Annotated in this window: 17 protein-coding genes; 12 read left to right on the top strand and 5 right to left on the bottom strand. The window is 28.9% G+C overall.

The window, feature by feature from the left end; genetic code table 11:
- Window positions 1–2: 2 nt before the first annotated feature.
- A complete protein-coding gene (locus H9W90_RS14715) occupies window positions 3–2,201 on the top strand; it encodes a patatin-like phospholipase family protein (protein WP_187482329.1) in 2,199 nt (732 codons plus the stop codon).
- A gap of 65 nt (window positions 2,202–2,266) precedes the next feature.
- On the opposite strand, the gene H9W90_RS14720 is transcribed toward H9W90_RS14715, so the two are convergent.
- Both H9W90_RS14720 and H9W90_RS14725 read right to left on the bottom strand, forming a co-directional pair.
- Window positions 2,267–4,519, bottom strand: coding sequence for an inorganic phosphate transporter (locus tag H9W90_RS14720; RefSeq protein ID WP_187482330.1), 2,253 nt, complete (start codon window positions 4,517–4,519; stop codon window positions 2,267–2,269).
- 79 nt (window positions 4,520–4,598) lie between these two features.
- Complete coding sequence (locus tag H9W90_RS14725; RefSeq protein ID WP_187482331.1) at window positions 4,599–5,807, bottom strand: porin; 1,209 nt, start codon at window positions 5,805–5,807, stop codon at window positions 4,599–4,601.
- Between the two features lie 332 nt (window positions 5,808–6,139).
- Here H9W90_RS14725 and H9W90_RS14730 point away from each other — a divergent pair, with 332 nt between their 5' ends.
- Both H9W90_RS14730 and H9W90_RS14735 read left to right on the top strand, forming a co-directional pair.
- The gene (locus tag H9W90_RS14730) at window positions 6,140–8,848 is read left to right on the top strand and encodes a TonB-dependent receptor (RefSeq protein WP_187482332.1); all 2,709 of its coding nucleotides are present in this window, start codon (window positions 6,140–6,142) and stop codon (window positions 8,846–8,848) included.
- A gap of 125 nt (window positions 8,849–8,973) precedes the next feature.
- Window positions 8,974–10,143 carry a beta-helix domain-containing protein gene (locus H9W90_RS14735; RefSeq protein WP_187482333.1) on the top strand — a complete coding sequence of 390 codons (1,170 nt, stop codon included), beginning with the start codon at window positions 8,974–8,976 and terminating at the stop codon, window positions 10,141–10,143.
- Window positions 10,144–10,218: 75 nt separating this feature from the next.
- Here the strand turns inward: H9W90_RS14735 and H9W90_RS14740 are convergent, their stop codons facing one another.
- On the bottom strand, window positions 10,219–10,668 hold the full coding sequence (locus H9W90_RS14740) for a cation transporter (RefSeq protein ID WP_187482334.1): 450 nt from the start codon (window positions 10,666–10,668) through the stop codon (window positions 10,219–10,221).
- A gap of 93 nt (window positions 10,669–10,761) precedes the next feature.
- Between H9W90_RS14740 and H9W90_RS14745 the strand changes: the two genes are divergently transcribed.
- Window positions 10,762–11,634 (top strand): DMT family transporter, encoded by an 873-nt coding sequence (locus H9W90_RS14745; RefSeq protein ID WP_187482335.1) that lies wholly within the window; start codon window positions 10,762–10,764, stop codon window positions 11,632–11,634.
- 56 nt (window positions 11,635–11,690) lie between these two features.
- Here the strand turns inward: H9W90_RS14745 and H9W90_RS14750 are convergent, their stop codons facing one another.
- Both H9W90_RS14750 and H9W90_RS14755 read right to left on the bottom strand, forming a co-directional pair.
- Window positions 11,691–13,739 (bottom strand): M16 family metallopeptidase, encoded by a 2,049-nt coding sequence (locus tag H9W90_RS14750; RefSeq protein WP_187482336.1) that lies wholly within the window; start codon window positions 13,737–13,739, stop codon window positions 11,691–11,693.
- A gap of 20 nt (window positions 13,740–13,759) precedes the next feature.
- Window positions 13,760–15,082 (bottom strand): M16 family metallopeptidase, encoded by a 1,323-nt coding sequence (locus H9W90_RS14755; RefSeq protein ID WP_187482337.1) that lies wholly within the window; start codon window positions 15,080–15,082, stop codon window positions 13,760–13,762.
- A gap of 265 nt (window positions 15,083–15,347) precedes the next feature.
- On the opposite strand from H9W90_RS14755, the gene rplU reads away from it, so the two are divergent.
- The 8 genes from rplU (at window position 15,348) to moaA (ending at window position 22,704) form a co-directional block, all read left to right on the top strand.
- Window positions 15,348–16,016, top strand: coding sequence for a 50S ribosomal protein L21 (rplU, locus tag H9W90_RS14760; protein ID WP_187482338.1), 669 nt, complete (start codon window positions 15,348–15,350; stop codon window positions 16,014–16,016).
- A 40-nt stretch (window positions 16,017–16,056) separates the two neighbouring features.
- The gene (gene rpmA / locus H9W90_RS14765; RefSeq protein WP_036782547.1) at window positions 16,057–16,317 is read left to right on the top strand and encodes a 50S ribosomal protein L27; all 261 of its coding nucleotides are present in this window, start codon (window positions 16,057–16,059) and stop codon (window positions 16,315–16,317) included.
- 128 nt (window positions 16,318–16,445) lie between these two features.
- Window positions 16,446–18,368, top strand: a complete 1,923-nt coding sequence (locus H9W90_RS14770) for a sensor histidine kinase (RefSeq protein WP_187482339.1) — start codon at window positions 16,446–16,448, stop codon at window positions 18,366–18,368.
- Between the two features lie 98 nt (window positions 18,369–18,466).
- On the top strand, window positions 18,467–19,189 hold the full coding sequence (locus tag H9W90_RS14775; RefSeq protein ID WP_187482340.1) for a LytR/AlgR family response regulator transcription factor: 723 nt from the start codon (window positions 18,467–18,469) through the stop codon (window positions 19,187–19,189).
- A 249-nt stretch (window positions 19,190–19,438) separates the two neighbouring features.
- Window positions 19,439–20,671 (top strand): 3-deoxy-D-manno-octulosonic acid transferase, encoded by a 1,233-nt coding sequence (locus H9W90_RS14780; protein ID WP_187482341.1) that lies wholly within the window; start codon window positions 19,439–19,441, stop codon window positions 20,669–20,671.
- 2 nt (window positions 20,672–20,673) lie between these two features.
- Window positions 20,674–21,231 carry a YeeE/YedE family protein gene (locus tag H9W90_RS14785; protein ID WP_187482342.1) on the top strand — a complete coding sequence of 186 codons (558 nt, stop codon included), beginning with the start codon at window positions 20,674–20,676 and terminating at the stop codon, window positions 21,229–21,231.
- Window positions 21,232–21,233: 2 nt separating this feature from the next.
- Window positions 21,234–21,647 (top strand): YeeE/YedE thiosulfate transporter family protein, encoded by a 414-nt coding sequence (locus H9W90_RS14790; protein WP_187482343.1) that lies wholly within the window; start codon window positions 21,234–21,236, stop codon window positions 21,645–21,647.
- Window positions 21,648–21,711: 64 nt separating this feature from the next.
- Window positions 21,712–22,704, top strand: a complete 993-nt coding sequence (moaA, locus tag H9W90_RS14795) for a GTP 3',8-cyclase MoaA (RefSeq protein ID WP_187482344.1) — start codon at window positions 21,712–21,714, stop codon at window positions 22,702–22,704.
- Window positions 22,705–22,706: the final 2 nt, after the last annotated feature.

The following is a 22,706-nucleotide window of genomic DNA, read 5'->3' on the forward strand; positions in this document are numbered from 1 at the left end:
TTATGAAAAAATATATATTCCTCCTTTTTATTTTGATTTCTTTCTCTGTTTTTTCACAAAAAAAGCAACCTAAAATAGGTTTGGTTTTAAGTGGTGGTGGCGCAAAAGGATTTGCACATATTGGGGTTTTAAAAGAGATAGACAAAGCCGGAATTCAATTAGATTATATTGGCGGAACAAGTATGGGAGCTATAATTGGAGGTTTATACGCTGCTGGTTATTCTGCAAATCAAATAGAAGAAATAGTTTTAAAAACAGATTTTTTAACCCTTATAAGAGACAGGTTGCCAAGAAGTTCTGAAACTTTTTTTGAGAAAGAATATGGAGAAAAAACGGTTATAACATTGCCTGTAAATAAAGGACGAGTTGGTTTGCCTAGAGGTATTTCTAAAGGACAGAATGTATTAAATTTATTGTTAGAATTATTCGATTCTGTAGATGGGAATCAAGATTTTTCTAAACTTTCTATCCCTTTTTTCTGTATTGCTACAGATGTAGAAAATGGTTCGCCAGTAATATTAGAAAAAGGTTCTTTACCAATTGCATTAAGAGCTAGTGGTTCTTTTCCATCTCTTTTAAACCCTGTGGATGTTGGAGACAAACTTTTAGTAGATGGTGGTATTGCTAATAATTTTCCTGTAAGTGTAATGAAAAATAAAGGAATAGATATTGTTATTGGAGTAGATGTAGAAGGTAAGTTATTTCAAAAAGACAAAATTAATTCTGTTGTTGCATTATTAAACCAAATTATGAGCTATCAAATGTATAGCAAAACAGATGAGGAAATTAAGAAATTAGATGTTTACATTCATCCAGAAATACAAAGTTACACAGTTGTAGATTTTGACAAAAAGAATGAAATTTTAGAAAAAGGAAATATTGAGGCAAAAAAATACACAAAAGTTTTTGAAGAAATAGCGGCTAAACAAATTGTAAAAAGAAAAAGAAAAACATTAAAGTTTTCTACAAAGAAACTTTTAATATCGTCTATAGGTATTGATGGTGCAGAAAATTATACAAGAGCTTATGTTCTTGGAAAACTGAATATTAAAGAAGGAGATAGTTTGTCTAGAAATGATATTACTAAAAAAATATACTTATTATCTGCAACTAGAAATTATAATAGAATAGAGTACAACCTAATAAAGAAAATAGACAAAAGCTATTTGTTAGATTTTAAAGTAAAGGAATCTGACGAAAATGCAAATCTTCAAATTGGTGTTCATTATGATTTGCTATATAAATCTAGTGTTTTGGCAACTTACAATCAAAAACATTTACTTAAAGACAATGACTTGTTTTCTTTAGATATGATTTTGGGAGATAACTTAAGGTATAATTTAAGCTATTTTGTAGATAATGGTTTTTATGTTAGTTATGGTTTTAGGTCTAGATATAATCATTTTAGAAGTAATTCTAAATTTAACCAAGTTTCTAATTTACCAAATGTAAGTAAGGTTAATTTAAGTTATTCAGATATTACAAATCAAACTTTTTTTCAAACTACATTTAATAGAAAATTTGCTTTAGGACTTGGTTTAGAACATAAATGGGTTAGAGCCGCTACAGAAACTTTAGCATCTACAGTAAACCCAGATGGTATTATAGATAAAAGTCATTATTACAATGTTTTTGGGTATTTAAAACTAGATACTTACAATAAAAGATACTTTGCAACCAAAGGTTATTTTGCAGATTTAAACTTTAAATGGTACATGGCATCATCAGATTATAATAAAGATTTTAAAATGTTTTCTCAAGGAAAAGGTACTATAGGTTTTGCTACTTCTTTTGGTGATAGATTTACGTTTCAGAATACAAATGAAGCAGGTTTTACATTTGGTAAACCAACTTCTAATATTTTCGATTTTTATTTAGGAGATTATAACCAGAATTACATAAATACTTTTGTTTCTCTTTATGGTTATGAGTTTACAGCAATGTCTAATAACTCTTTTGTTAAATCTCAATTCGATTTTAGATATAGAGTAGGAGAAAGGCATTATTTTTCTGTAATAGCAAACTACGCAAGACTAGAAGAAAATGTTTTTAAAAACATAGATTTATTTGACAATATAAAATCTGGTTACGCTTTAGGTTACAGTTACGATTCTTTTTTAGGTCCTGTAGAACTTAAATATAGTTGGTCTCCAGATACTAAAAAAAGATATTGGCTATTTAATTTAGGGTTTTGGTTTTAGTAAAAATAAGACATAAAAAAAACCATGAAGAAATTCATGGTTTTTTTTATGTCTAAAACTTATACTTATTGTACTTGTTTTGTACTTAAATGAAACTCTTCATACGTTTGTAACAAGTTCATTAAAGCTGTAATTAAATCTTTTGTTTCTAACAACACACTAAAGTATAATGTAGTGTTTTTAGGACTTGTTTCATCTGTTCTAATTCTAGCAACTTGCTTTTCTATAGATGCAGATACATTCTTTAATAATTGATTTTTCTCTATTAAAAGTGCATTTAAATCATCTAGATCTCTATTTTCAAAAATAGCTGCTTCTTTATTTAATAAAGTAGATAACTGAATATCTATTTCTTTTAAATCTTTTATTTGTCCTTTCTTTAAGTTTTTATGATTATTATTTACGTGTTTGTAACTTGCTCTAGAAATATAACTAATAGATTGTGCTACATCTTGTAAATAACCTAAAACCATAATATAAAATCTACTTGCCTGAACAGAAGTGTCATCTAAAGATTTAATAAAATAGAAAACACCATCTTTTAAACCATCAATCTCATCGTTTAATTTTTTAACGTGTTTGTCAGTTTTACGTAACTTGTTTAAATCATGATTAGCTAAATCATTTACAACATTGGTATATAATTTATTTACACGAGATATTACTTCAGAAATATGATCTGCACTTTCTTCAATTACTCCATTAATAGTAATTAACTCTGCTCTTTCTATATATTCTTGTTTTTTAACTTCTTTAGTGTTCTTTCTATGTATTAAAGTATTTCTTCCAATTAATAAAGCAACTACTGCTAATAAAATAGGAATCATAACTACATTCCAGCTAATTAAATATGCTACAACAGCTGCTGCTAAAAAGGCTGTAATTGCAGTTAAAAACCAACCACCAATTACATTAAGTACACCAGCAACTCTGTAAACAGCACTTTCTCTTCCCCAAGCTCTATCTGCTAAAGATGTACCCATTGCAACCATAAAAGTTACATAAGTTGTAGATAAAGGTAGTTTCATAGAAGTTGCAATAGATATTAAAATACCTGCAACAATAAGGTTTACAGCTGCTCTTACTAAATCGAAAGCTGGCAACTCAAAAGTTTTATCTTTTGGTAATTCTATAACAGGTTTTTGAAATTTAGAATCTATAAATTCTAAGGTAGATTTAGGTACTATATAACTAATTCCTGTGTTAATAGCCATTGCAGCTCTTACAACTACTCTAGATAATGGATTAGGTTGAAATTTTTCATGTCCTTCACCTTGTCTAGATAAATCGATACCCGTTTTTATTACATTTTGTGCTTTACTAGAAGTCCATAAAGTAACAACCATAACACCTCCAGCCAATAATAATAACCAAACATTAGATGGTACTTTCTTTGCTAAAATCCCCATAGAAAAGGCATCTGCAGCAACTCCAGAAACTTCCCAAGCTTGGTAAGAATTCCAAGCTGCAATTGGTACACCAACAAAGTTTACCAAATCATTACCAGAGAAAGCCATTGCTAAAGAAAAAGTACCAACTCCAATAATTAATTTTAAAATATTAATTTTAAAAGCAGATATTAAAAGTTGCGAAATTAAAGACCAAGCAACAAAGCTTCCAGCAATAATTCCTATTGTATTTCCTTCAATTAAATGTTTTACATCTCCATAAAAAGGTGTTCCTTTCATTCCTTTTATAATGATGAAATAAGTAATTGCAGTTATTGCAAAACCACCAAATAAAGCATTAATGTAAGTTGCTCTTTTTTCAAAATTGAAAGAATAAATTAGTCTAGAGACAAATTGTACTAACGCACCAACAGAGAAAGCTACCACAACAGAAAGTAAGATTCCATTGATAATTTCTAACGCTTTTTTATGGTTGATATAGTTCCAAATATCTGAAATTGATTGAGAATCGTTTGCAGAAATCTTTATTAAAGAAATACAAACTGCTGCTCCTAACAATTCAAAAACAATAGAAACTGTTGTTGAGGTTGGCATTCCTAAAGAATTAAAGATATCTAATAATAGAATATCTGTAATCATAACTGCCATAAAAATAAACATGATGTCTTGGAACATAAACATGCTAGGATTAAAAATCCCTTTACGTGCAACTTCCATCATTCCACTAGAAGTAATTGCACCAAAGAATACACCTAAACTGGCAATTATCATTATGTTTCTAACTGATATTGCTTTAGAGCCAATTGCCGAGTTTAAAAAGTTTACAGCATCATTACTAACTCCTACTACTAAATCTACAATAGCTAAAACAGCTAAAGCGACTAACATTAAAATATATGGATCTCCCATTTTGTTTGATTAAATTAAGTTTTGCAAATTTACAAACACAAAAAATTGTGAATGTTACCTTTATGTTATATTAATTACCTTAAAAATGTATATCAACTTGAAGTCTATATAACAATTGATTTGTTTTAAAACCAATGTCTGTATAGCTTACATCTGTTTGTACTTTTAACTTATGTCCTGCAATATATTTAGATAATCCCAAAGTATATTGATTTTCTGCACCTTTTCCTGTAATATTTTTATCTAAAGTAACATTTGTGTAGCGTGCAGAAACTTCTAATGTTTTAGAAAGTAAATATCCTGTCTGTAAATTTAAACCATTACCAACTTGTACTTCATCTCCAGTTAAAGTTCCATCAGAGTTTTTTGCTAAAGCATCTCCTGCAGTTCTATTTGCATATTCTGCCATAAAAGAGAAACCTTTATGTTTATACATAGCATCAATAAATAAAGTTGAAATATTTGTTGAGAAAAAACCTGTATCATTTAACATATAAGAACCTTGGTTACTTCTTGTTCTAGAGGCATTGTTATTAAAATCGTACGCAAAACCAACAGATAATTTTGGGTTTTGTTCAAACTTTAAATCACTTCCTTTATAATCTCCTTTGCTTGTAAAATCTCCAAAAGGAAATAACTCAACTCTTGTAGTATATTGGTGTCCACCAATATTTCCTGTGGTAACATTTCTTCCTTCACCTTGTGCAATAGAAAAAATTTCTTTTACTAAAAAAGTATCAGTAAGGTTAAATTTATGTCTTAATTGTACTCCAATATCTCTATCAATATTAAATCTACTGTTTAATAAAGACCTATCTACTTGCTGTAAATTTGCTGAAGAAATAACACGTTCTCTGTTACCTGGTAATTTAGTTTGTCCAAACCATAAAACAAAGTTTCCTGTAAAATTCCATTTTAAAACGGCATCCATTACATATCTAGGAGAGTTGCTTGTGTATTTTGATGCACCAGATTGATCTCTGTTAGATAAACCCAATTCAATCTTATATTTTAATTTTGGTGAAAATGCAAAACCATCAAACTTTAAACGAGATCTTCTAATTAACATAGAAGTTTCTGGATTAGAAAGTCCGTTACTAATATCCCATCTAGAAGTAGCAAGCGTTTGAAAACGTAAACCAACTTTCATAGTAAAGGTACTGTCTTTTCCAACTAGATTAAAAAGACCTTTTCCAAATTTTGGTGCATTAGTTTCTTGAGCGTTTGTAGTTAAAAAAATACAAACACACAGTAAAGTTACTACTTTTTGTAGCACAGATAATTTCATAATTATTAGTTTTTGTCGCTGCAAATAACCAATAGTTATGTTAAGGTAATGTTAATATATCATTAATAAAACAAAAAAACTGCCTTTGGCCAAAGGCAGTTAGTCATATAAAAGTTGACAAAAACTATAATTATAATGACTTTAATTATCTCTAAAGATATTACAAATATGAACCCAACATTTAAACTAAATGTTCTCTGAAAATTAAAAAATTGTTAACAAATTTCATCTAATTAACATCTAGTTAATGTTTCTGTAATACAATCATAATTTACAACTAACATAGAGTTTACAAATGCAGTAGACTTTTGCAACTGTAAATTATACATAAAATGAAGAAATTTTTATTTATTACTTTTTTAGCTTTAAGTCAATTTATTGCTGCACAAAACAAAGGAACATTAAAAGGTTTGTTAACCGATAAAGAAACTAATAATGAGTCTTTACCGTTTGCAAATGTTCAAATTAAGGGAACAACAATTGGTACAACCACAGATTTTGATGGTAATTATATTTTAAAAGTTTCTGCAGGAAACCATATTGTGGTTTTTAGTTTTTTAGGATATAAAACTGTAGAGAAATCATTTTCTATAAAAGAAGGAGAAATTGTTACAGTAAACCAATTAATGTCTGCAGAAGAAGGTGTTTCTTTAGATGAGATTATAGTTAAATCTAGTTCAAGTAAAGAAAAAGCTACTGCCTTAATTTTAGCGCAAAAAAAATCGGTTTCTATTAAAACAACAATTGGTGCACAAGAATTATCTATAAAAGGTGTTTCTGATGCAGAAGGAGCTGTAACAAAAACTGCAGGTGTTTCTAAAGGATCTAAAAATGTTATTGTAAGAGGTTTGGGAGATAGATATAATTCTACAACTTTAAATGGTTTGCCATTACCTTCTGAAGATCCAGAGTATAAAAATATCTCTTTAGATTTTTTTGATACAAGTGTTATTAAAAATATAGGGGTAAATAAAGTATTTACATCAGAAATTTATGGTGATGTTGGTGGTGCAAATATTGATATTGTTTCGAAAGAATTAATAAAGAAAAGTTTATTAAACGTTGGTGTTTCTGCTGGTGCAAATACACAAACGGTTTCTAAAGAATTCTTAACAATAAATGGTACCAATAGATTTGGAACTCAAAAAGCAGGTATTCCTGTTAATGATTTAACAAAATACTCTTTTAATAATTCTTGGAAACCAGAAAGTCAAGATTTTCAATTAAACAATAGTTTATCTTTTGCTGCGGGTAAAAAATATGATATTAATGAAAACACATTCAGCTTTTTTGTAGTTGGTGGTTTTGACGGAAGTTATAATTATGTAGATGGTAATATAAAACAAACTACAAGTTCTGGAGATGTTTATCAAGATCAAGATTTTAAAAAGTACGATTATAATGTGTCGCAAATTTTAATGGCAAATTTAAAATACAAGTTTGCAGAAGGACATAATATTGCTTACAATCATTTATTTATTCATAATAACAAACAATCTGTTGGAGATTATTTAGGATTTAATAATCCTGAACAAGATGGAGATTTAGAGTTTCAAAGAAGACAACAAACCAATAATAATGAGTTGTATGTAAATCAATTTATTGCAAACTATAAATTTTCCGATAGATTAAATTTTGAAGCAAAAGGTTCTTTAAATTTTATTAGAGGAAATGAGCCAGACAGAAGAACAAATAAATATTTATTTAGAGATAATTTTTATAGCCCACAAACAAGTTCTGCAGGAGAAAATGAGCGTTATTTTTCTAAATTAGAAGAAAACGATTATGCTGCAAAAGGGAAATTTTCTTACAAATTAAATAAAGACGAAGAAGATATTAGTGTTTTGGAATTTGGAGGAGATTATAGATATACAGAACGTTTGTTTTCTGCAACTATTTTTAATCACGATTTTTCTAGTAGAGTTGCTATAGACATCAATAACCCAGATGCTGTTTTTAATCAATCATCTATAGATAACAATATTTTTGAGCTTGAAACAGGTAGGGGTAGTGCAAGTAATACTGCTGCTTTTGTACCATTTACATACAGAGGTAAAAGACAAGTGTTTGCCGCTTTTGGTAATTTGGTGTATCAATTAGGAGATAATTTAATAGCTTCAGTTGGTGGTAGATTCGAGAAAATTCAACAAAGAGTTACCTACAATACAAATATTGCACAATCTTCTTTAGACGGCGCTTCTAATTTAGATAGAACATATGTTTTACCAAGTTTTAATGTAAAATATAACTTTAATGAAAACAGTATTTTTAGAATTGCAGGAAGCCAAAGTTATACGTTTCCACAGTTTAAAGAAACGGCACCTTTTAAATACCAAGATGTAAGTTTTTCATCTCAAGGAAATCCAAATTTAAAACCTTCAGACAATTATAATTTTGATGCTAAATATGAGTATTATATGTCATCATCAGAATTAATAACATTAACAGGTTTTTATAAATACATTCAAAATCCAATTGCTAGAAGTGAAATTCCTTCAGGAGGAAATACATTAACATATTTAAATGTTGGTAAAGATGCAAGTGTCTATGGTTTAGAAATTGAAGCTAGAAAAAGCGTCTATAAAATTGAAGACAAAGATTTAGAAATAATGGCAGGTTTAAATACTTCGATTTTAGTTTCTAATGTTAATTTAGATAAAAACTCGGTAGCCCAATTTACAAATACTACAAGTAATTTAGAAGGAGCTACACCTTTTTTAATGAATGCAGATATTTCTATCAACAAAAAAATTAATGATAATACTTTTATATCATCAATAGTATTTAACTATTTCAGTGAAAGAGTTTATTCTGTTGGTACAAGAGGTTTCGAGAATGTTTTAGAAAAAGGTATACCAACTTTAGATTTGGTTTCTTCTTATGATTTCAACAAAAATTTTAGTGTAAAGTTAAAAGCAACCAATTTGTTAAATCCAGATTTTCAATTAGCAAGAGCTGGTTTTAATGGAGGAGACAATGTTGTGTTAAGAAATTATAAAAAAGGTGTTAATCTAAGTTTAGGATTTTCTTATAATTTCTAAAACTACACCAACTTTAATAACAATTCATTAAGATTTAGATAAAGCAAACTAAACGTAGTTGTTTCAACTTTGCAGAAGAAAATAAAACTAAACTATTTAAACAAATTACAAATTAATTAAGAAAAATGAAAAAATCAATTTTATCAATCGTAACAATTGCTTCTTTAATCTTTACAAGCTGTTCTTTAAGTGATGATGATAACACAACAGTAATTGGTGGAGAAGTAACTGCGCAGAATTTAGCAGGAAACTTAACATCAGATTTAAAATTAACTTCTGGTATTGCACACAATTTAACTGGAGCTCTTTTAATTAAAGATGGTGCTACTTTAACTATAGAAGCAGGTACAACAATTAATGCATTGGCAGGTGGAACAGATGTATATATTTTAGTTGAAAAAGGAGGAAAGTTAATTGCAGATGGAACAGAAGCAAACCCAATTAAATTTACATCTAGTGCAACTAGCCCAAAAGCTGGTGATTGGGGTGGAATTATCTTAAACGGTAAAGCGCCTTTAAGCCGTCAATCTGGAGCAGAAAGTAATGCAGCAACAGAAGTAAAGAACTCAATTTTATTTGGTGGTTCTGATGCAACTGATAATTCTGGAATTATAAACTATGTAATTTTAGAATATACTGGAGCTAGAATTGATGATGAAGCAGAACACAATGGATTAACTTTAAACGGAGTTGGTTCTGGTACAACATTATCTAATATTGCTATTTTAAATGGTGATGATGATGGCATAGAGTTTTTTGGTGGGACAGTTAATGCAACAAACATTTTAGTAGTAAATGCTAAAGATGATATGTTCGATTTTACACAAGGTTATGCAGGAACTTGTACAAATTTATACGGAATTAGAGAAAATGGTTACACTGCTGTAACTTCAGATCCAAGAGGAATTGAAGCTGATGGAAATTTAGATGGTAATTCTCCTTCAGATATAAATGAATCTAACTTTACAGTTAATGGTGTTACAATTATTAATAATGCAGATGGTGTAGAAATGTCAGACGGAATTAAAGTAAGAAGAGGTGCAACTGCAACAATTACAAACGCATATTTAGAATTAGGTTCTGGAGCAAAATTTAGCGATGTTATAGACTTACAAGATTCTAAGTCTGATGCAGATGACGCAACTTCTGTAACTGCTGTTGCAAGTACTGCAAACGGTTTAGATATTACAGATACTAAAAACACTGTTTCTGGAAATGCAACAATTAACTTAACTGCTGGTACTTCTGGTGGAGCAGATAAAACGGTTTTTTCTTGGACAGGGTATTCTTTCTAAAGAAAATATATTTGAATTAATTAGAAAAAAAAATCAGGCTATTAGCCTGATTTTTTTGTTTAAATAAGAAAGTGTCTAGCTTTTCTTGTCTGCACAACAAGCCATTTTACAATCTTCTTTACATGCTGTTTTGTCACCCATTTTATGCTCGCATTTTTCTTTACAAGCATCAGAACAGTTGTGTTCTTTAGATGTATTTGTTGATGTACTTTCAGAAGCTTTGTATAAATCTCCACCAGCAATACCATCTACAAAAGCAATTAAGTCTTTTTTAGAAGTTGTATTTGCGTCAAATTCTATATTAGCAATACTATCAGTAAAAACTACTTTAGCATCTATAACACCTTCTTTTTTAGATAATTTAGATTGAATTGTTTTTGCACAACCAATCTCGCAAGTCATACCAGAAATGGCTAATGCCACACTTTCTTTTTTTACTTCTTTTTTAGGTTCTTTGTTTTCTTTACATCCTATTAAAACGAAACAAACAATTGCAATTGAGTATATTATTTTTTGAACTTTCATAATATTTAGTGATTTAATTATGTTGCAAATTTATCAATATTAAGATTGATATCTAAAGATTTATCGGACTTTTGCACAAAATTTCAATTTTAAATGAACAACCAACAACAAAAGTGGCTATATCTCATCTTACTTTCTCTAGTTTGGGGAAGCTCATTTATTTTGATGAAAAAAGCATTAATTGGGTTAACGCCTATACAATTAGGTGCTTTGCGTATCTTAATTGCGGGCTTGTTTTTATTGATGATAGGAACAAAGAGTTTAAAAGAAATTAAGAAGAGACATTATAAATACATACTTACAACTGCACTTTTAGGAACTTTTTTACCTGTTTTTTTGTTTGCCTATGCTGTTCAAGGAATTGATAGTTCAATTACTTCAATATTAAATTCGTTAACACCTTTTAATACATTTATTGTTGGTGCTTTGGCTTTTGGTTTTACTTTTAAAAAGCAGCAATTATTTGGAATTGTAATTGGTTTAATTGGTACAGTTTTATTAATTTTAAAAGGAGCAGATTTAAACCCAGATCAGAATTATTGGTTTTCAATATTGGTTGTTATAGCTTCTGTTGGTTATGCCTTTAATGTTAATATTGTAAAAAAACATTTACATGATATTAGTGCCTTAAGTATTGTAGCTGGTAACTTTTTGTTATTAGTAATACCTGCGTTTATTGTTTTACTTTTTACAGACTTTTTTGGCACATTCGAGTATTCAGAAACAAAACTAACAGCTTTAGGTTATATTACAATTTTGGCAATTTTTGGAACTGGAGTAGCAAAAATATTTTACAACAAAATGGTGCATTTAGCTTCCCCAATATTTGCGTCATCAGTAACTTATCTAATTCCTATTGTGGCTGTTTTTTGGGGGATTTTAGATAATGAAAAGTTAAGTTATATTCAGTTTATTGCTGGTGCAATTATACTTTTTGGTGTGTATTTGGTAAATAAAAAGAAATAAAAAAGAGCCAAGATCTAAATCTTGACTCTCTATTTTATAGTTATTCTAAATATTGATTATTCAAAATCAGCATCAGAAACACCTTCATTTACTTTTATTTCTTCAACTTTAAAGTTTAAATCCATAGGTCCTAATTTTCTGCTTATAGAATGTGGAAACTTTACTCCATTTACTTCTTTGTAATCAGAGAATAAAGTTGGAACTTTTACTTCTTTTCCTCCTTGTCCTATTTCTGTGCTTACTTCTTTAATTTTTAATCCAGATTCCATATCATAAAAAATTTCCGAATTATTGTATTCTAAAACAATAGCATTTTTTCCATCTAAAGGTTCTATTCTTACTAGTTTTCCTGATGTGTAATTCAAATCAATAAAAAGTGCATTTTCTGATTTATACTTAGCAATTTGATCTGCTGGCATATCTGTTTTTTGACCTCTACCTTCTGTAAAACCATTCTGTCCATCGAAAATAGTTTTTTGCATGGTATTACCCATAACAGACATCTCAACTGAAGATTTATTAGGAGAAGAAGATTTCCTTGTCATAACTACAGGAGTTCCCTGTATTGTTGCGTTTGCAATCATCAGGGTTGTTTTTACAGCCATAACGTTTTCTTTACCACCAATTGCTTCTAAATATTTATCAATAACACTTGTTGCAGTCATTCCATCAGGAATTGGTAATGTCATTGGAGGTTTTACAGTTGGGTTTCCTTCTTTATCAAAATATTTAATAGGATAGTCTGTTTTTTCTAGATTCTTAAGCACATCTATTCCTTTCCCTGTAATTACAATCCTAGCTTTATCTCCTCTAAAATATTTAATAGCAGCGTTTTGTACATCGTCTAAAGTAACTGCGTTAATATTTTTTAAGTAGTTTTCATAGTAATCTTTAGGTAAATTGTTTTGTAAAATATTTAAGGCATAACCTGCAATTGTAGCTGGTTTTTCTACATTTGTTACAAAGCTACCAACATATTTTGCTTTGGCAATATCTAATTCTTTTTGAGTTGCTTTCTGATAACGAATTTTATTAATTTCTTTCATAAACTCCACAACAGAGCTATCTGTAACCATATTTCTTACAGATGCAGATGCTTTAAAACGAGAAGCGTATCTACTTGAACTAATTCCAGAATAAGCACCATAAGTGTATGCTTTATCTTCACGTAAATTTTTAAAAACTCTACCAGTTCCTCCACCACCTAAAATTTGGTTAGCTAACAAAACTGCATAATAGTCTTTATCGTTCATTTTTAAATCAACACTATTTATAACTGCAACTTCAGATTGTACTGCGTTTGGCATATTAATAAAGTTAATTTCTGTTGTTGTAGGATTTGTAACTTTAGGTAAAGATTGTGCAATTGTTTCTCCTTTTTGCCAACCAGAAAAAAGTTTCGTTATTTGCTTTTTAACAGTTTTATAATCTACATCTCCAATAACAACTAAATAAGAATTGTTAGGCTTAAAAACTTTATTATAATGATTTTTTACATCTTGTAAAGTAATGTTTTTTAAAGTTTCTTCGGATGTAAATTCTCCATAAGGATGATTTTTTCCATACGTTAAAACTCTATCTACTCTGCTTGCAATTGCTGCAACACTATTTTCGTTAGATTTTATTGCGTCTAAAGATTGTTTCATTTGTTTGTCAAACTCATCTTGTGCAAAAACAGGATTAAAAGCAGCATCTGCCATTAATTCTAAAACTGTAGGAAAATATTTAGACAATGAACTAGCATAAGCACTTTCTGCACCAAAACCAATGTTTGCACCTAAATAATCTACTTTTTTATCAAAATCTTCTTTAGACATTGTTGTAGTTCCAGTACCTAACATGCTTCCTACAAAACCTTCTACACCTTTTTTATTGCCTTGTGTCATTGGTGGGTTATCTATATCTAAAGTAACAGAAACTCTTGGTAGTTTATGGTTCTCTACAACCAAAACTTGCAATCCATTTTTAAGTGTAAACTTTTTAGGAGTTCCTATATTTACTTTTGGAGCTGGGCCAGATTCTGGCATTTTAGTTCTATCTACTTGAGCAGAAATACTTAATGATAGAAATAATAGTGTAATAACTGAATATATCTTTGTTTTCATTATTCTTCTTTTAAATATTGTTATTTCTTTTGTGATGCAGGTAAATAATCCATAACAACACGTCTGTTTTTAGCTAAGTATTTTTTAGCAACCTCTCTAATTTCTTCTTTAGTAATAGAGTTTATAATTTCTAACTCTTTGTTAATTCTATTGGTGTCTCCACCTAAAATATAGTTTCTAGCTAAAGTAGTTGCAATACCTCTAACACTAGAGTTTGCTGCAACAAATTGGTTTTCGAACTTATTTCTTACTTTTTGTAAATCTTCATCAGAAATTAATTTTGTCTGTAGTTTTAAAACCTCTTCGTCAACTTCTTTTACAATAGCATCGTTAGAAGTTCCTTGAGCCAAAATAGACCCAATGATATAAACACTGTAATCTTCTAAAGGACGCGAAAATGAGAATGCTTGTAAAGCTAATTTTTTGTCGTCTACTAATTTTTTATATAATCTAGAACTTTTTCCATCACTTAAAATAGTAGATATTACATCTAAAACTTTAGCATCTCTATCTTTAAAAGATGGTGTTTTATACGCCATACCAACTAAAGGTAATTGAATGTTAGAATCGTAAACTGTAACCTTTTTTTCTTCAGTTCTTTCTGGTTCAATAATTTTTACTCTTTCTGGTTTTGGTTTTGCAGCTATTTCAGAAAAATAATCTTTTACTAAAGACTTTGCATATCCTTTTTCGAAATCACCAGCAATAACTAAAACGGCATTACTTGGCATGTACCATTTGTCGTAAAAAGCTTGAAATTGCTCCAAAGTAGCAGCATCCAAATCTTTAATATAACCAATCATTGGTCTTCCGTAATTGTGCTTGTCAAAAATATGATTGTAAACATCACCATAAATAACTTTTCCATAAGGAGCATTATCCATTCTTTGGCGTTTTTCTTCTTTAACAACTTCATTTTGAGTATCAACAGCCTTTTGATCTATAATAGGATGCATCATTCTTTCAGACTCCATCCATAAAGCTAATTTTAATTCGTTTGAGGGATAAGTTTGATAATAGTTTGTTCTATCCCAATCTGTACTTGCATTTCCATTTCCTCCTCTAGAAGATTGTATTTCTCTCCATTTACCACGTTCTATGTTTTTAGTTCCTGTAGATAGTAGATGTTCATAGAAATGTGCCATTCCTGTCATTCCATCTACTTCATCTTTTGCGCCAACATGGTACATTACTTCCACAGTAACAACTGGGGCAGATTTATCTTGATGCAGTATAACATGTAAACCGTTGCTTAAATCGTACTCTTCAAATTCAACTTTTTGTGCATTTGCAGAAAATGCAATCAACATAGCTGAAGCAAGAGATAAAATACTTTTTTTCATTGATTTTTATTTAATTAATAATTGATGTCTAATGTGACGTTGATTTGTGTTACTTGTTACAAAAATGTTGAACAAATAAATAGGTATTCCAAAAATAGAAAGATAATTTTCAAAAATAAAGTTAAAAAGTACTTTATTCGATTGATTTAGATTGAATTATTTTTGAATAAAAAATTGTAGAATACTAAAAAATAAGTATATTTGCACCCGCATTTTCATTAGGTAAATGCAAAATTAATTAGTATAAATACGCAAAACAAATAGTATGTACGCAATCGTAGAGATAGCAGGGCAGCAGTTTAAAGTAGCAAAAGACCAAAAAGTATACGTTCATCGTTTACAAGGAGAAGAAGGATCAAAAGTAACTTTTGATAACGTTCTTTTACTTGATAACGCAGGAAGTGTAACAATTGGCGCCCCAGCTATAGAAGGAGCCGCAGTAACGGCAAAAATTTTAGGTCACTTAAAAGGTGACAAAGTAATCGTTTTCAAAAAGAAAAGAAGAAAAGGTTACCAAAAGAAAAACGGACACAGACAGTCTTTTAGCGAGATTCAAATTGAATCTATTGCTGCAACTGGTGCTAAAAAAGCAACTAAAAAAGCTGCTCCTAAAAAGGAAGAAGCTAAAGTTGAAGCTCCAAAAGCTGCAAAAAAAGCCGCTCCTAAAAAATCTGCAAAAGCAGATGATTTAAAGAAGATTGAAGGTGCAGGGCCTAAAGCTGCTGAAGCTTTAGTAGCTGCAGGAATTGATACTTTTGCAAAAGTAGCAAAGACAGATGCTTCTAAATTAAGTGAAATCTTAACTGAAGCTAGTTCAAGACTATCTCATATTGTTACAGATACTTGGCCAAAGCAAGCTGGTTTAGCTGCTGATGGTAAATGGGATGAATTAAAAGAATTACAAGATAGATTAGACGGAGGTATTGAAAAATAATTCTGTTAGATTTAACTTTAACCTATAAAAACTCAAGAAAATGGCACATAAAAAAGGTGTAGGTAGTTCGAAGAATGGTAGAGAATCAGAATCGAAACGACTAGGAGTAAAAATATTTGGAGGACAAGCTGCAATTGCAGGAAATATTATTGTTCGTCAGAGAGGTACAACTCACAATCCAGGTGAAAACGTTTACATGGGTAAAGATCATACTTTACATGCAAAGGTTGATGGAGTAGTTGAATTTAGAAAGAAAAAAGACAACAGATCTTATGTTTCTATAACTCCTTTTGAAGCTTAATATATTTAAGCTTTTAAAATTATTAAAAAACCGTTTAAACAATTTTTGTTTAAACGGTTTTTTGTTTTAGAACATTCTATTATTCTAATTCAGTTTGTTTGGCTAACTTTAAACTCTAAATTTACCTCATGAAACTAGTCCTTAAATTCATTCTCTTTTTCTTCGCATTCTCTTTTTATGCTCAATCTGAAGAAGCTTCTCAAGAAAAATATACCTATAAATTAGAAAAGCTAATTTTAGAAAATAAAAAAGATTCAACTGCTTATTATTTAGAAAAAATAGTTCCTTCTGATTACAAATCAATTTTAGAGAAAATTCTTAATAGAACAGAAATTTCTTATGCAGATAGTTATCAGTTTTTTTCAAGTGTAGCCAATCGAAATACAATAAGCTATGAGCAGGTTTCTAAATTTATAGATGATTTTATAAAAGAGCCAAAAGATAAAACTATTAACGAAGACTATTTTAAAATAAAATGGGATCAAGTTTATAAGTTAAGAGATGAAGTTAGCATAGATTTAGCTTCAGAAAAGCAGAAAGAGTTAGAAAACTATGTACTTCGTTTTAAAGATTCTGATATTAAAGTTCAAAAGGCCAAATTAAAATTAAGAACACATTCGTTAGTTCTTTTTCAAATAGAACAAGATGTAGAAAATGGAAAAAAAATAGCTTTAGAAAGTTTAAAAAAAGCAAGGGAATTAAAAGATAAAGAGCTTCAAATTATTTTTTTATACCATTTATCAGATTTTTTACTTTTAGAAAGAAAATTACAAGAATATATAGATGTTAGTGAAGAAAGTTTAAAATTAGAAGCAGAACTTCCAGAAAAAACGCCTTACTATTACGCAACTACACAACATTTAATAGATGCTTATATCTATAAAGGAGGAAACAATGAGAGAGTTAATTTTCTTATCGAAGAGCTCTATAATAATAGTTTAACTAGAATACAAACATATTCTTTATACTTAAAATTAATTTCATTTAGTGAACCTAGTTCAAATGTTAAAAATGAAATTTTAAATAAGTTTGAGGTTTCTGATGTAAATGAATTGATGGAAAAATTTAAAATATTAGGTAAAGATTTAAATCCTAATGATTTTTTTCATATTTTAAATGAAGGTTCACGAGCATTAGAAGTTAATAAATTTTATACTGAAGCTCTAGATTATAAAGAAAAGGCTATAGTACTTACCAGAAAAATTTATTCAGAAGATTTATCTACATCTCTAGCAAATTACAAGACAGACCAGGCAGTAAAACTTAAAGAAAAAGAAATAGTACACGAAAAAGAACAAACAAAATTATATGGTGTTATTGCGTTACTTGCTATTATTTTATTTATTATATCATTATTGGTTATTTTAAAGGTTAAGAAACAATCTAAAGAACTTTCAGAAAAAAATAAATTAGTTGAGCAAACACTTAAAGAAAAAGAGTTATTAGTGAAAGAAGTTCATCACAGAGTTAAAAATAACTTTCAGATTGTATCTAGTTTATTAGAATTACAATCTAGAGGTATAGAAGATGAAAAAGCATTAGAATTGGCTAATGAGGGAAAGAATAGAGTAAAATCCATGGCTCTTATTCATCAAAAATTATATCAAAACGAAAGTGGTTTGGTAGATTTTGATGAATATATTAAGCTATTAATTAAAGAATTATCATCTTTATATGCTTCCGAAAACAAAATTAATACATCTATTTCTTCTGAAGGGATGATGTTTGATGTGGATACTGCAATACCATTGGGTTTAATAATTAATGAAATTATAACAAATTCTTACAAATATGCATTTAGAAATAACAAAGAAAACAATCTTTCTATTTCTATAAATAAAGAAAAAAGTAATGATTATAAACTTACTATAGAAGATAATGGTCCTGGTTTGTCTGATAATTTTGATGTAAAAAAAGCAAAAAGTTTAGGTTTGCGATTAATAAATAGATTGGTAAAGCAATTACATGGAAGCTTAAAGCAAACTAATAAAGAAGGGGCAAAATTCGAAATTTTATTTAAAGACAATAATGCTAGACAATTGGTAAATTGATCTTTATAATCCATAAATGGTTGTTCAGAACATTTTATAGACCATTTGCACCAATTTGTAAATTGAATTATTACTTTAGTCTTGTAATTAATTAAAAAATGAGTAAAGTTAAAATTCTTGTTGTAGAAGATGAAATGATAATTGCAGATAATATTTGCGACGCTTTAACCGATTTAGGTTACGAAACTTTAGAGCCAGCAATTAATTATACAGAAGCAATTGCAACTATAGATGCAGAAAAACCAGATATAGCAATTTTAGATATTCAATTATCTGGTAAAAAATCTGGAATAGATATAGCTAGAAAAATAAGAGAATCATATAATTTTCCTTTTATTTTTCTAACGTCTAATGCAGATTCTTTAACTGTAAATTTGGCCAAAGAAGTAATGCCACCTGCTTATTTAATAAAACCATTTTCTAAAGATGAACTCTATACATCTATAGAAATAGCATTGCATAATTTTTCTAATAAAATAGGAAATATAGATTCTGAAAACTTAATCATTAAAGATTCCGTTTTTGTAAAAGATAAAGGTTTTTACAATAAAATTCATTTTAAAGATATTTTATACCTTAAAAGTGCGCATGTTTACATAGAAATCATTTTAAAAAATCATCAGAAAATGGTTGTTAGAACTAGTTTAAATGATATTTTAGAGAAACTAGATGAAAGCTTCATTAGAATTCATAGAGGCTATATTGTTAATACACAACACTTATCACAAATCAATCATTCATCAGTAAAAATTTACAATGAAGAGCTTCCTATTGGTAAAAAATACAGAGAAGACATTGTAAAGAGAATTAATTTAATATAAGATTTATTGCCTATAATCTTTTTAGAACATTATAATGTTGTTCAGAACATTAAATGGCTTAAAATTGAATTTTAGATGTAAATTTGACTAGTAGTTTTAGATTGTTAATAACATATTTTTCGGGGGAATGGTTATGTTTTTGAAGCTAAATACTACTAATAATATTTTAAAGCTATCCTTTATTGGGTAGCTTTTTTTGCTTTCAATTTATTTGATGTTTAATACCTTCAATTTTGTACTTTTACAAGTATGAAATTCTTGTACGATTTTGCAATTTTTTTGGCTTCACTATTATTGCCAATAGTCGCCATCTTCAATAAAAAAATAACACTTTTTGTTGATGGTAGAAAAGAAACATTTTCTAAAATTGAAGCCTTAAAAAATGAAAAAGTAATTTGGTTTCATGCAGCGTCATTAGGCGAATTCGAACAAGCAAGACCAATAATTGAAGATTTAAAAAAGAAGGCTAAAAAATATAAAATTTTAGTTACTTTTTTCTCGCCTTCAGGATATGAAATCCGAAAGAATTATAATTTAGCTGATGTTATTTGTTATTTGCCACTAGATTCTAAATCGAACGCAAGAAAATTTGTAAAAACTGTAAACCCAGAATTGGCAGTTTTTATAAAATATGAATTTTGGCCAAACCTCTTAAATGAATTAAAGAACAAGAAAGTTCCTACTATTCTAGTTTCAGGAATTTTAAGAGAAAAGCAATTGTTTTTTAAGAGTTATGGAAGTTTTATGCGAAAATCTTTGGAAGCATTCCATCACTTTTTTGTACAAGATTTAAATTCAGAAAAATTACTGAATTCTATCAATTTTAAAAATGTAACTGTTGCAGGAGATACTCGTTTCGATAGAGTTTTAGAAATATTAGAACAAGATAATGCGTTAGATTTTATCAATCAATTTAAAGACGATAAATACACAGTTGTTGCAGGAAGTACTTGGCAAGAAGACGAAGAGTTATTAGTGAATTACATTAATAATAAAGCTTCAGAAGACGAGAAATTTATTATTGCACCACATAATATTAAAAATGATGCAATTTTAGAGCTTCAAAAATCAATCAATAAAAAAACAGTGTTATTTTCTGAAAAAGAAGGTGAAAATTTAAAAGATTATCAAGTTTTTATAATTGATACTATTGGTATTTTAACCAAAATTTACGCAGCTGCAGATATAGCTTATGTTGGTGGAGGTTTAAAAACAGGATTACATAATATTTTAGAGCCAGCAACTTTCGGAATTCCGGTTGTCATTGGAAACAAATACGAAAAATTTAAAGAAGCAGTAGATTTAGTGAAAATAGGAGGTTGTCTTTCTATTAAAAATCAGCAAGAATTTACTTCAACTTTTATCAATTTAAAAAAAGATATAAATTTTAGAAACTTAACCGGAATTATCAACAAAAAATACATTGAAGATAATTTAGGAGCAACAAAATTAATTATGAATTATATAAAAACGAAACTATAAAAATGGATTTTATTTTACAGCCTTGGCCTTGGTATGTTGGTGGGCCATTAATTGCATTGTCACTTTTTCTCTATTTTTATTTTGGAAAAAATTTTGGAGCTTCTACAAATTTCGAAACGTTATGTACAATGGCTGGCGCAGGAAAAGTGTCGGATTATTTTAAGAAAGATTGGAAAGAACGTGATTTTGCATTGCTTTTTGTAGTCGGTTTAATTATTGGAGGTTTTATTTCAGCGATGTATTTAATTCCAAATCAGAATATAGATTTAAACCCAAAAACAGTTCAAGAATTAACAGATTTAGGGTTTAGCAATGTTGCGAATCAATATTTTCCTGACGAAATTTTTAGCGAAGAAGTTGTGTTTTCTTTGAAAGGATTTTTAATACTAATCTTATCTGGAGTTCTAATCGGTTTTGGAACACGTTATGCAGGTGGTTGTACTTCTGGACACGCAATTACAGGTTTAAGTAGTTTGCAATTGCCATCTTTATTAGCGGTAATTGGCTTTTTTATTGGCGGTATTATTGCTGCTTGGTTTATAATTCCTATTTTATTTTAGCTATGAAAAACATAAAATTTTTAATACTCGGAATCTTTTTCGCAATTGTATTAAGTAAAACAGAGGCAATTTCTTGGTATCGTTTTTACGAAATGTTCCGTTTTCAATCTTTTCATATGTTTGGAATTATTGGAGGAGCAGTTGTAATTTCAGCAATAATTATGCAATTGTTTAAAAGCGGAAAAATAAAAGATATCAATGGAAATAAAATTGTTCCTAAACCAAAGGAAAAAGGATTTATAAGCACTGTTTTAGGAGGAACATTATTCGGTTTAGGCTGGGGAATTTCTGGAGCTTGTGCAGCACCAATTTTTGTAATTCTTGGTTTTAAATTTTTACCGGCTTTAATTTTATTAGTTGGTGCACTTTTAGGAGCTTTTCTATATGGAATTATAAGTAAAAAACTTCCAAATTAAAATAACAGATTAGTGACTGTTATTATATAGTAAGCATTAAAAACAGTGAAATTTTGCAATATAAATGAGCAAGTTAATAGACAATTTTGGGCGACAAATGGAGTATGTACGTTTAGCGGTTACAGATCGCTGTAACTTGCGTTGCCAATATTGTATGCCAGCTCATGGAATAGATATTGTACCAAGACAAGAGCTACTTACTTTTAAAGAAATGTATCGTTTAATTCGTGTTTTAACTGAATTGGGCGTTAAAAAAGTACGTTTAACTGGTGGCGAACCTTTTGTACGTAAAGACTTTGTCGGTTTTTTAGAAATGTTGTCTTACAACGATTTGTTAGATGCCATTAATATTACCACAAATGGAGCATTGATTTCTCAACATATTCCAATCATTGAAAAGTTAGAAAAAGTAAAACACATCAATTTAAGTATTGATAGTTTACAGCGAGAAAAATTCGCTAAAATTACCAGAAGAGACGTTTTTCCTGAAGTTTATAAAACCTTTGAATTATTAGAAAAAAGTAGCTTAAATTTAAAATTGAATGTAGTTGTACAATCTGGTTTTAATACAGATGAAATTGTAGATTTTGTAAGATTGACAAAAGATAAAAACGTTGCAGTCAGATTTATTGAAGAAATGCCTTTCAATGGAAAAGGACAACGTGAAATGCAAGAAAATTGGACGTTCAACAAGATTTTAAACGAGATAAAAACAGAGTTTGATGTTCAAGAAATTAAATCTGAAAAATCATCTACATCAAGAAATTATAAAGTTGAAAATCATTTAGGTTCTGTTGGAATTATTCCTGCGTTTACAAGAACCATTTGTAACGATTGTAATAGAATTAGAATTACTTCCACAGGAACTTTTAAAAATTGTTTGTTTGATGATGGTGTTTTTAATTTGCGAGATTTTATAAGAAAAGGAGCATCCAATGACGATTTAAAAGAACTCTTTTTAGGTTTGGTGAAAAATAAACCTGAAAATGGTTTTATCGCAGAAGCAAATAGAAAAGATGGTGGCGCTTCTGAAAGTATGAGTACAATAGGAGGATAAAT

It is taken from the genome of Polaribacter pectinis, assembly GCF_014352875.1.
GTDB classification, from domain to species: Bacteria; Bacteroidota; Bacteroidia; order Flavobacteriales; family Flavobacteriaceae; genus Polaribacter; species Polaribacter pectinis.

Excerpts from the sequence above, each read along its gene's own strand:
- H9W90_RS14745 (WP_187482335.1), top strand. The coding sequence starts at position 10,762 with ATGAACAACCAACAACAAAAGTGGCTATATCTCATCTTACTTTCTCTA.
- H9W90_RS14770 (WP_187482339.1), top strand. The coding sequence starts at position 16,446 with ATGAAACTAGTCCTTAAATTCATTCTCTTTTTCTTCGCATTCTCTTTT.
- H9W90_RS14725 (WP_187482331.1), bottom strand. The coding sequence starts at position 5,807 with ATGAAATTATCTGTGCTACAAAAAGTAGTAACTTTACTGTGTGTTTGT.
- H9W90_RS14735 (WP_187482333.1), top strand. The coding sequence starts at position 8,974 with ATGAAAAAATCAATTTTATCAATCGTAACAATTGCTTCTTTAATCTTT.
- rplU (WP_187482338.1), top strand. The coding sequence starts at position 15,348 with ATGTACGCAATCGTAGAGATAGCAGGGCAGCAGTTTAAAGTAGCAAAA.
- H9W90_RS14790 (WP_187482343.1), top strand. The coding sequence starts at position 21,234 with ATGAAAAACATAAAATTTTTAATACTCGGAATCTTTTTCGCAATTGTA.
- H9W90_RS14780 (WP_187482341.1), top strand. The coding sequence starts at position 19,439 with ATGAAATTCTTGTACGATTTTGCAATTTTTTTGGCTTCACTATTATTG.
- moaA (WP_187482344.1), top strand. The coding sequence starts at position 21,712 with ATGAGCAAGTTAATAGACAATTTTGGGCGACAAATGGAGTATGTACGT.
- rpmA (WP_036782547.1), top strand. The coding sequence starts at position 16,057 with ATGGCACATAAAAAAGGTGTAGGTAGTTCGAAGAATGGTAGAGAATCA.
- H9W90_RS14720 (WP_187482330.1), bottom strand. The coding sequence starts at position 4,519 with ATGGGAGATCCATATATTTTAATGTTAGTCGCTTTAGCTGTTTTAGCT.
- H9W90_RS14755 (WP_187482337.1), bottom strand. The coding sequence starts at position 15,082 with ATGAAAAAAAGTATTTTATCTCTTGCTTCAGCTATGTTGATTGCATTT.
- H9W90_RS14740 (WP_187482334.1), bottom strand. The coding sequence starts at position 10,668 with ATGAAAGTTCAAAAAATAATATACTCAATTGCAATTGTTTGTTTCGTT.
- H9W90_RS14750 (WP_187482336.1), bottom strand. The coding sequence starts at position 13,739 with ATGAAAACAAAGATATATTCAGTTATTACACTATTATTTCTATCATTA.
- H9W90_RS14730 (WP_187482332.1), top strand. The coding sequence starts at position 6,140 with ATGAAGAAATTTTTATTTATTACTTTTTTAGCTTTAAGTCAATTTATT.
- H9W90_RS14785 (WP_187482342.1), top strand. The coding sequence starts at position 20,674 with ATGGATTTTATTTTACAGCCTTGGCCTTGGTATGTTGGTGGGCCATTA.
- H9W90_RS14715 (WP_187482329.1), top strand. The coding sequence starts at position 3 with ATGAAAAAATATATATTCCTCCTTTTTATTTTGATTTCTTTCTCTGTT.
- H9W90_RS14775 (WP_187482340.1), top strand. The coding sequence starts at position 18,467 with ATGAGTAAAGTTAAAATTCTTGTTGTAGAAGATGAAATGATAATTGCA.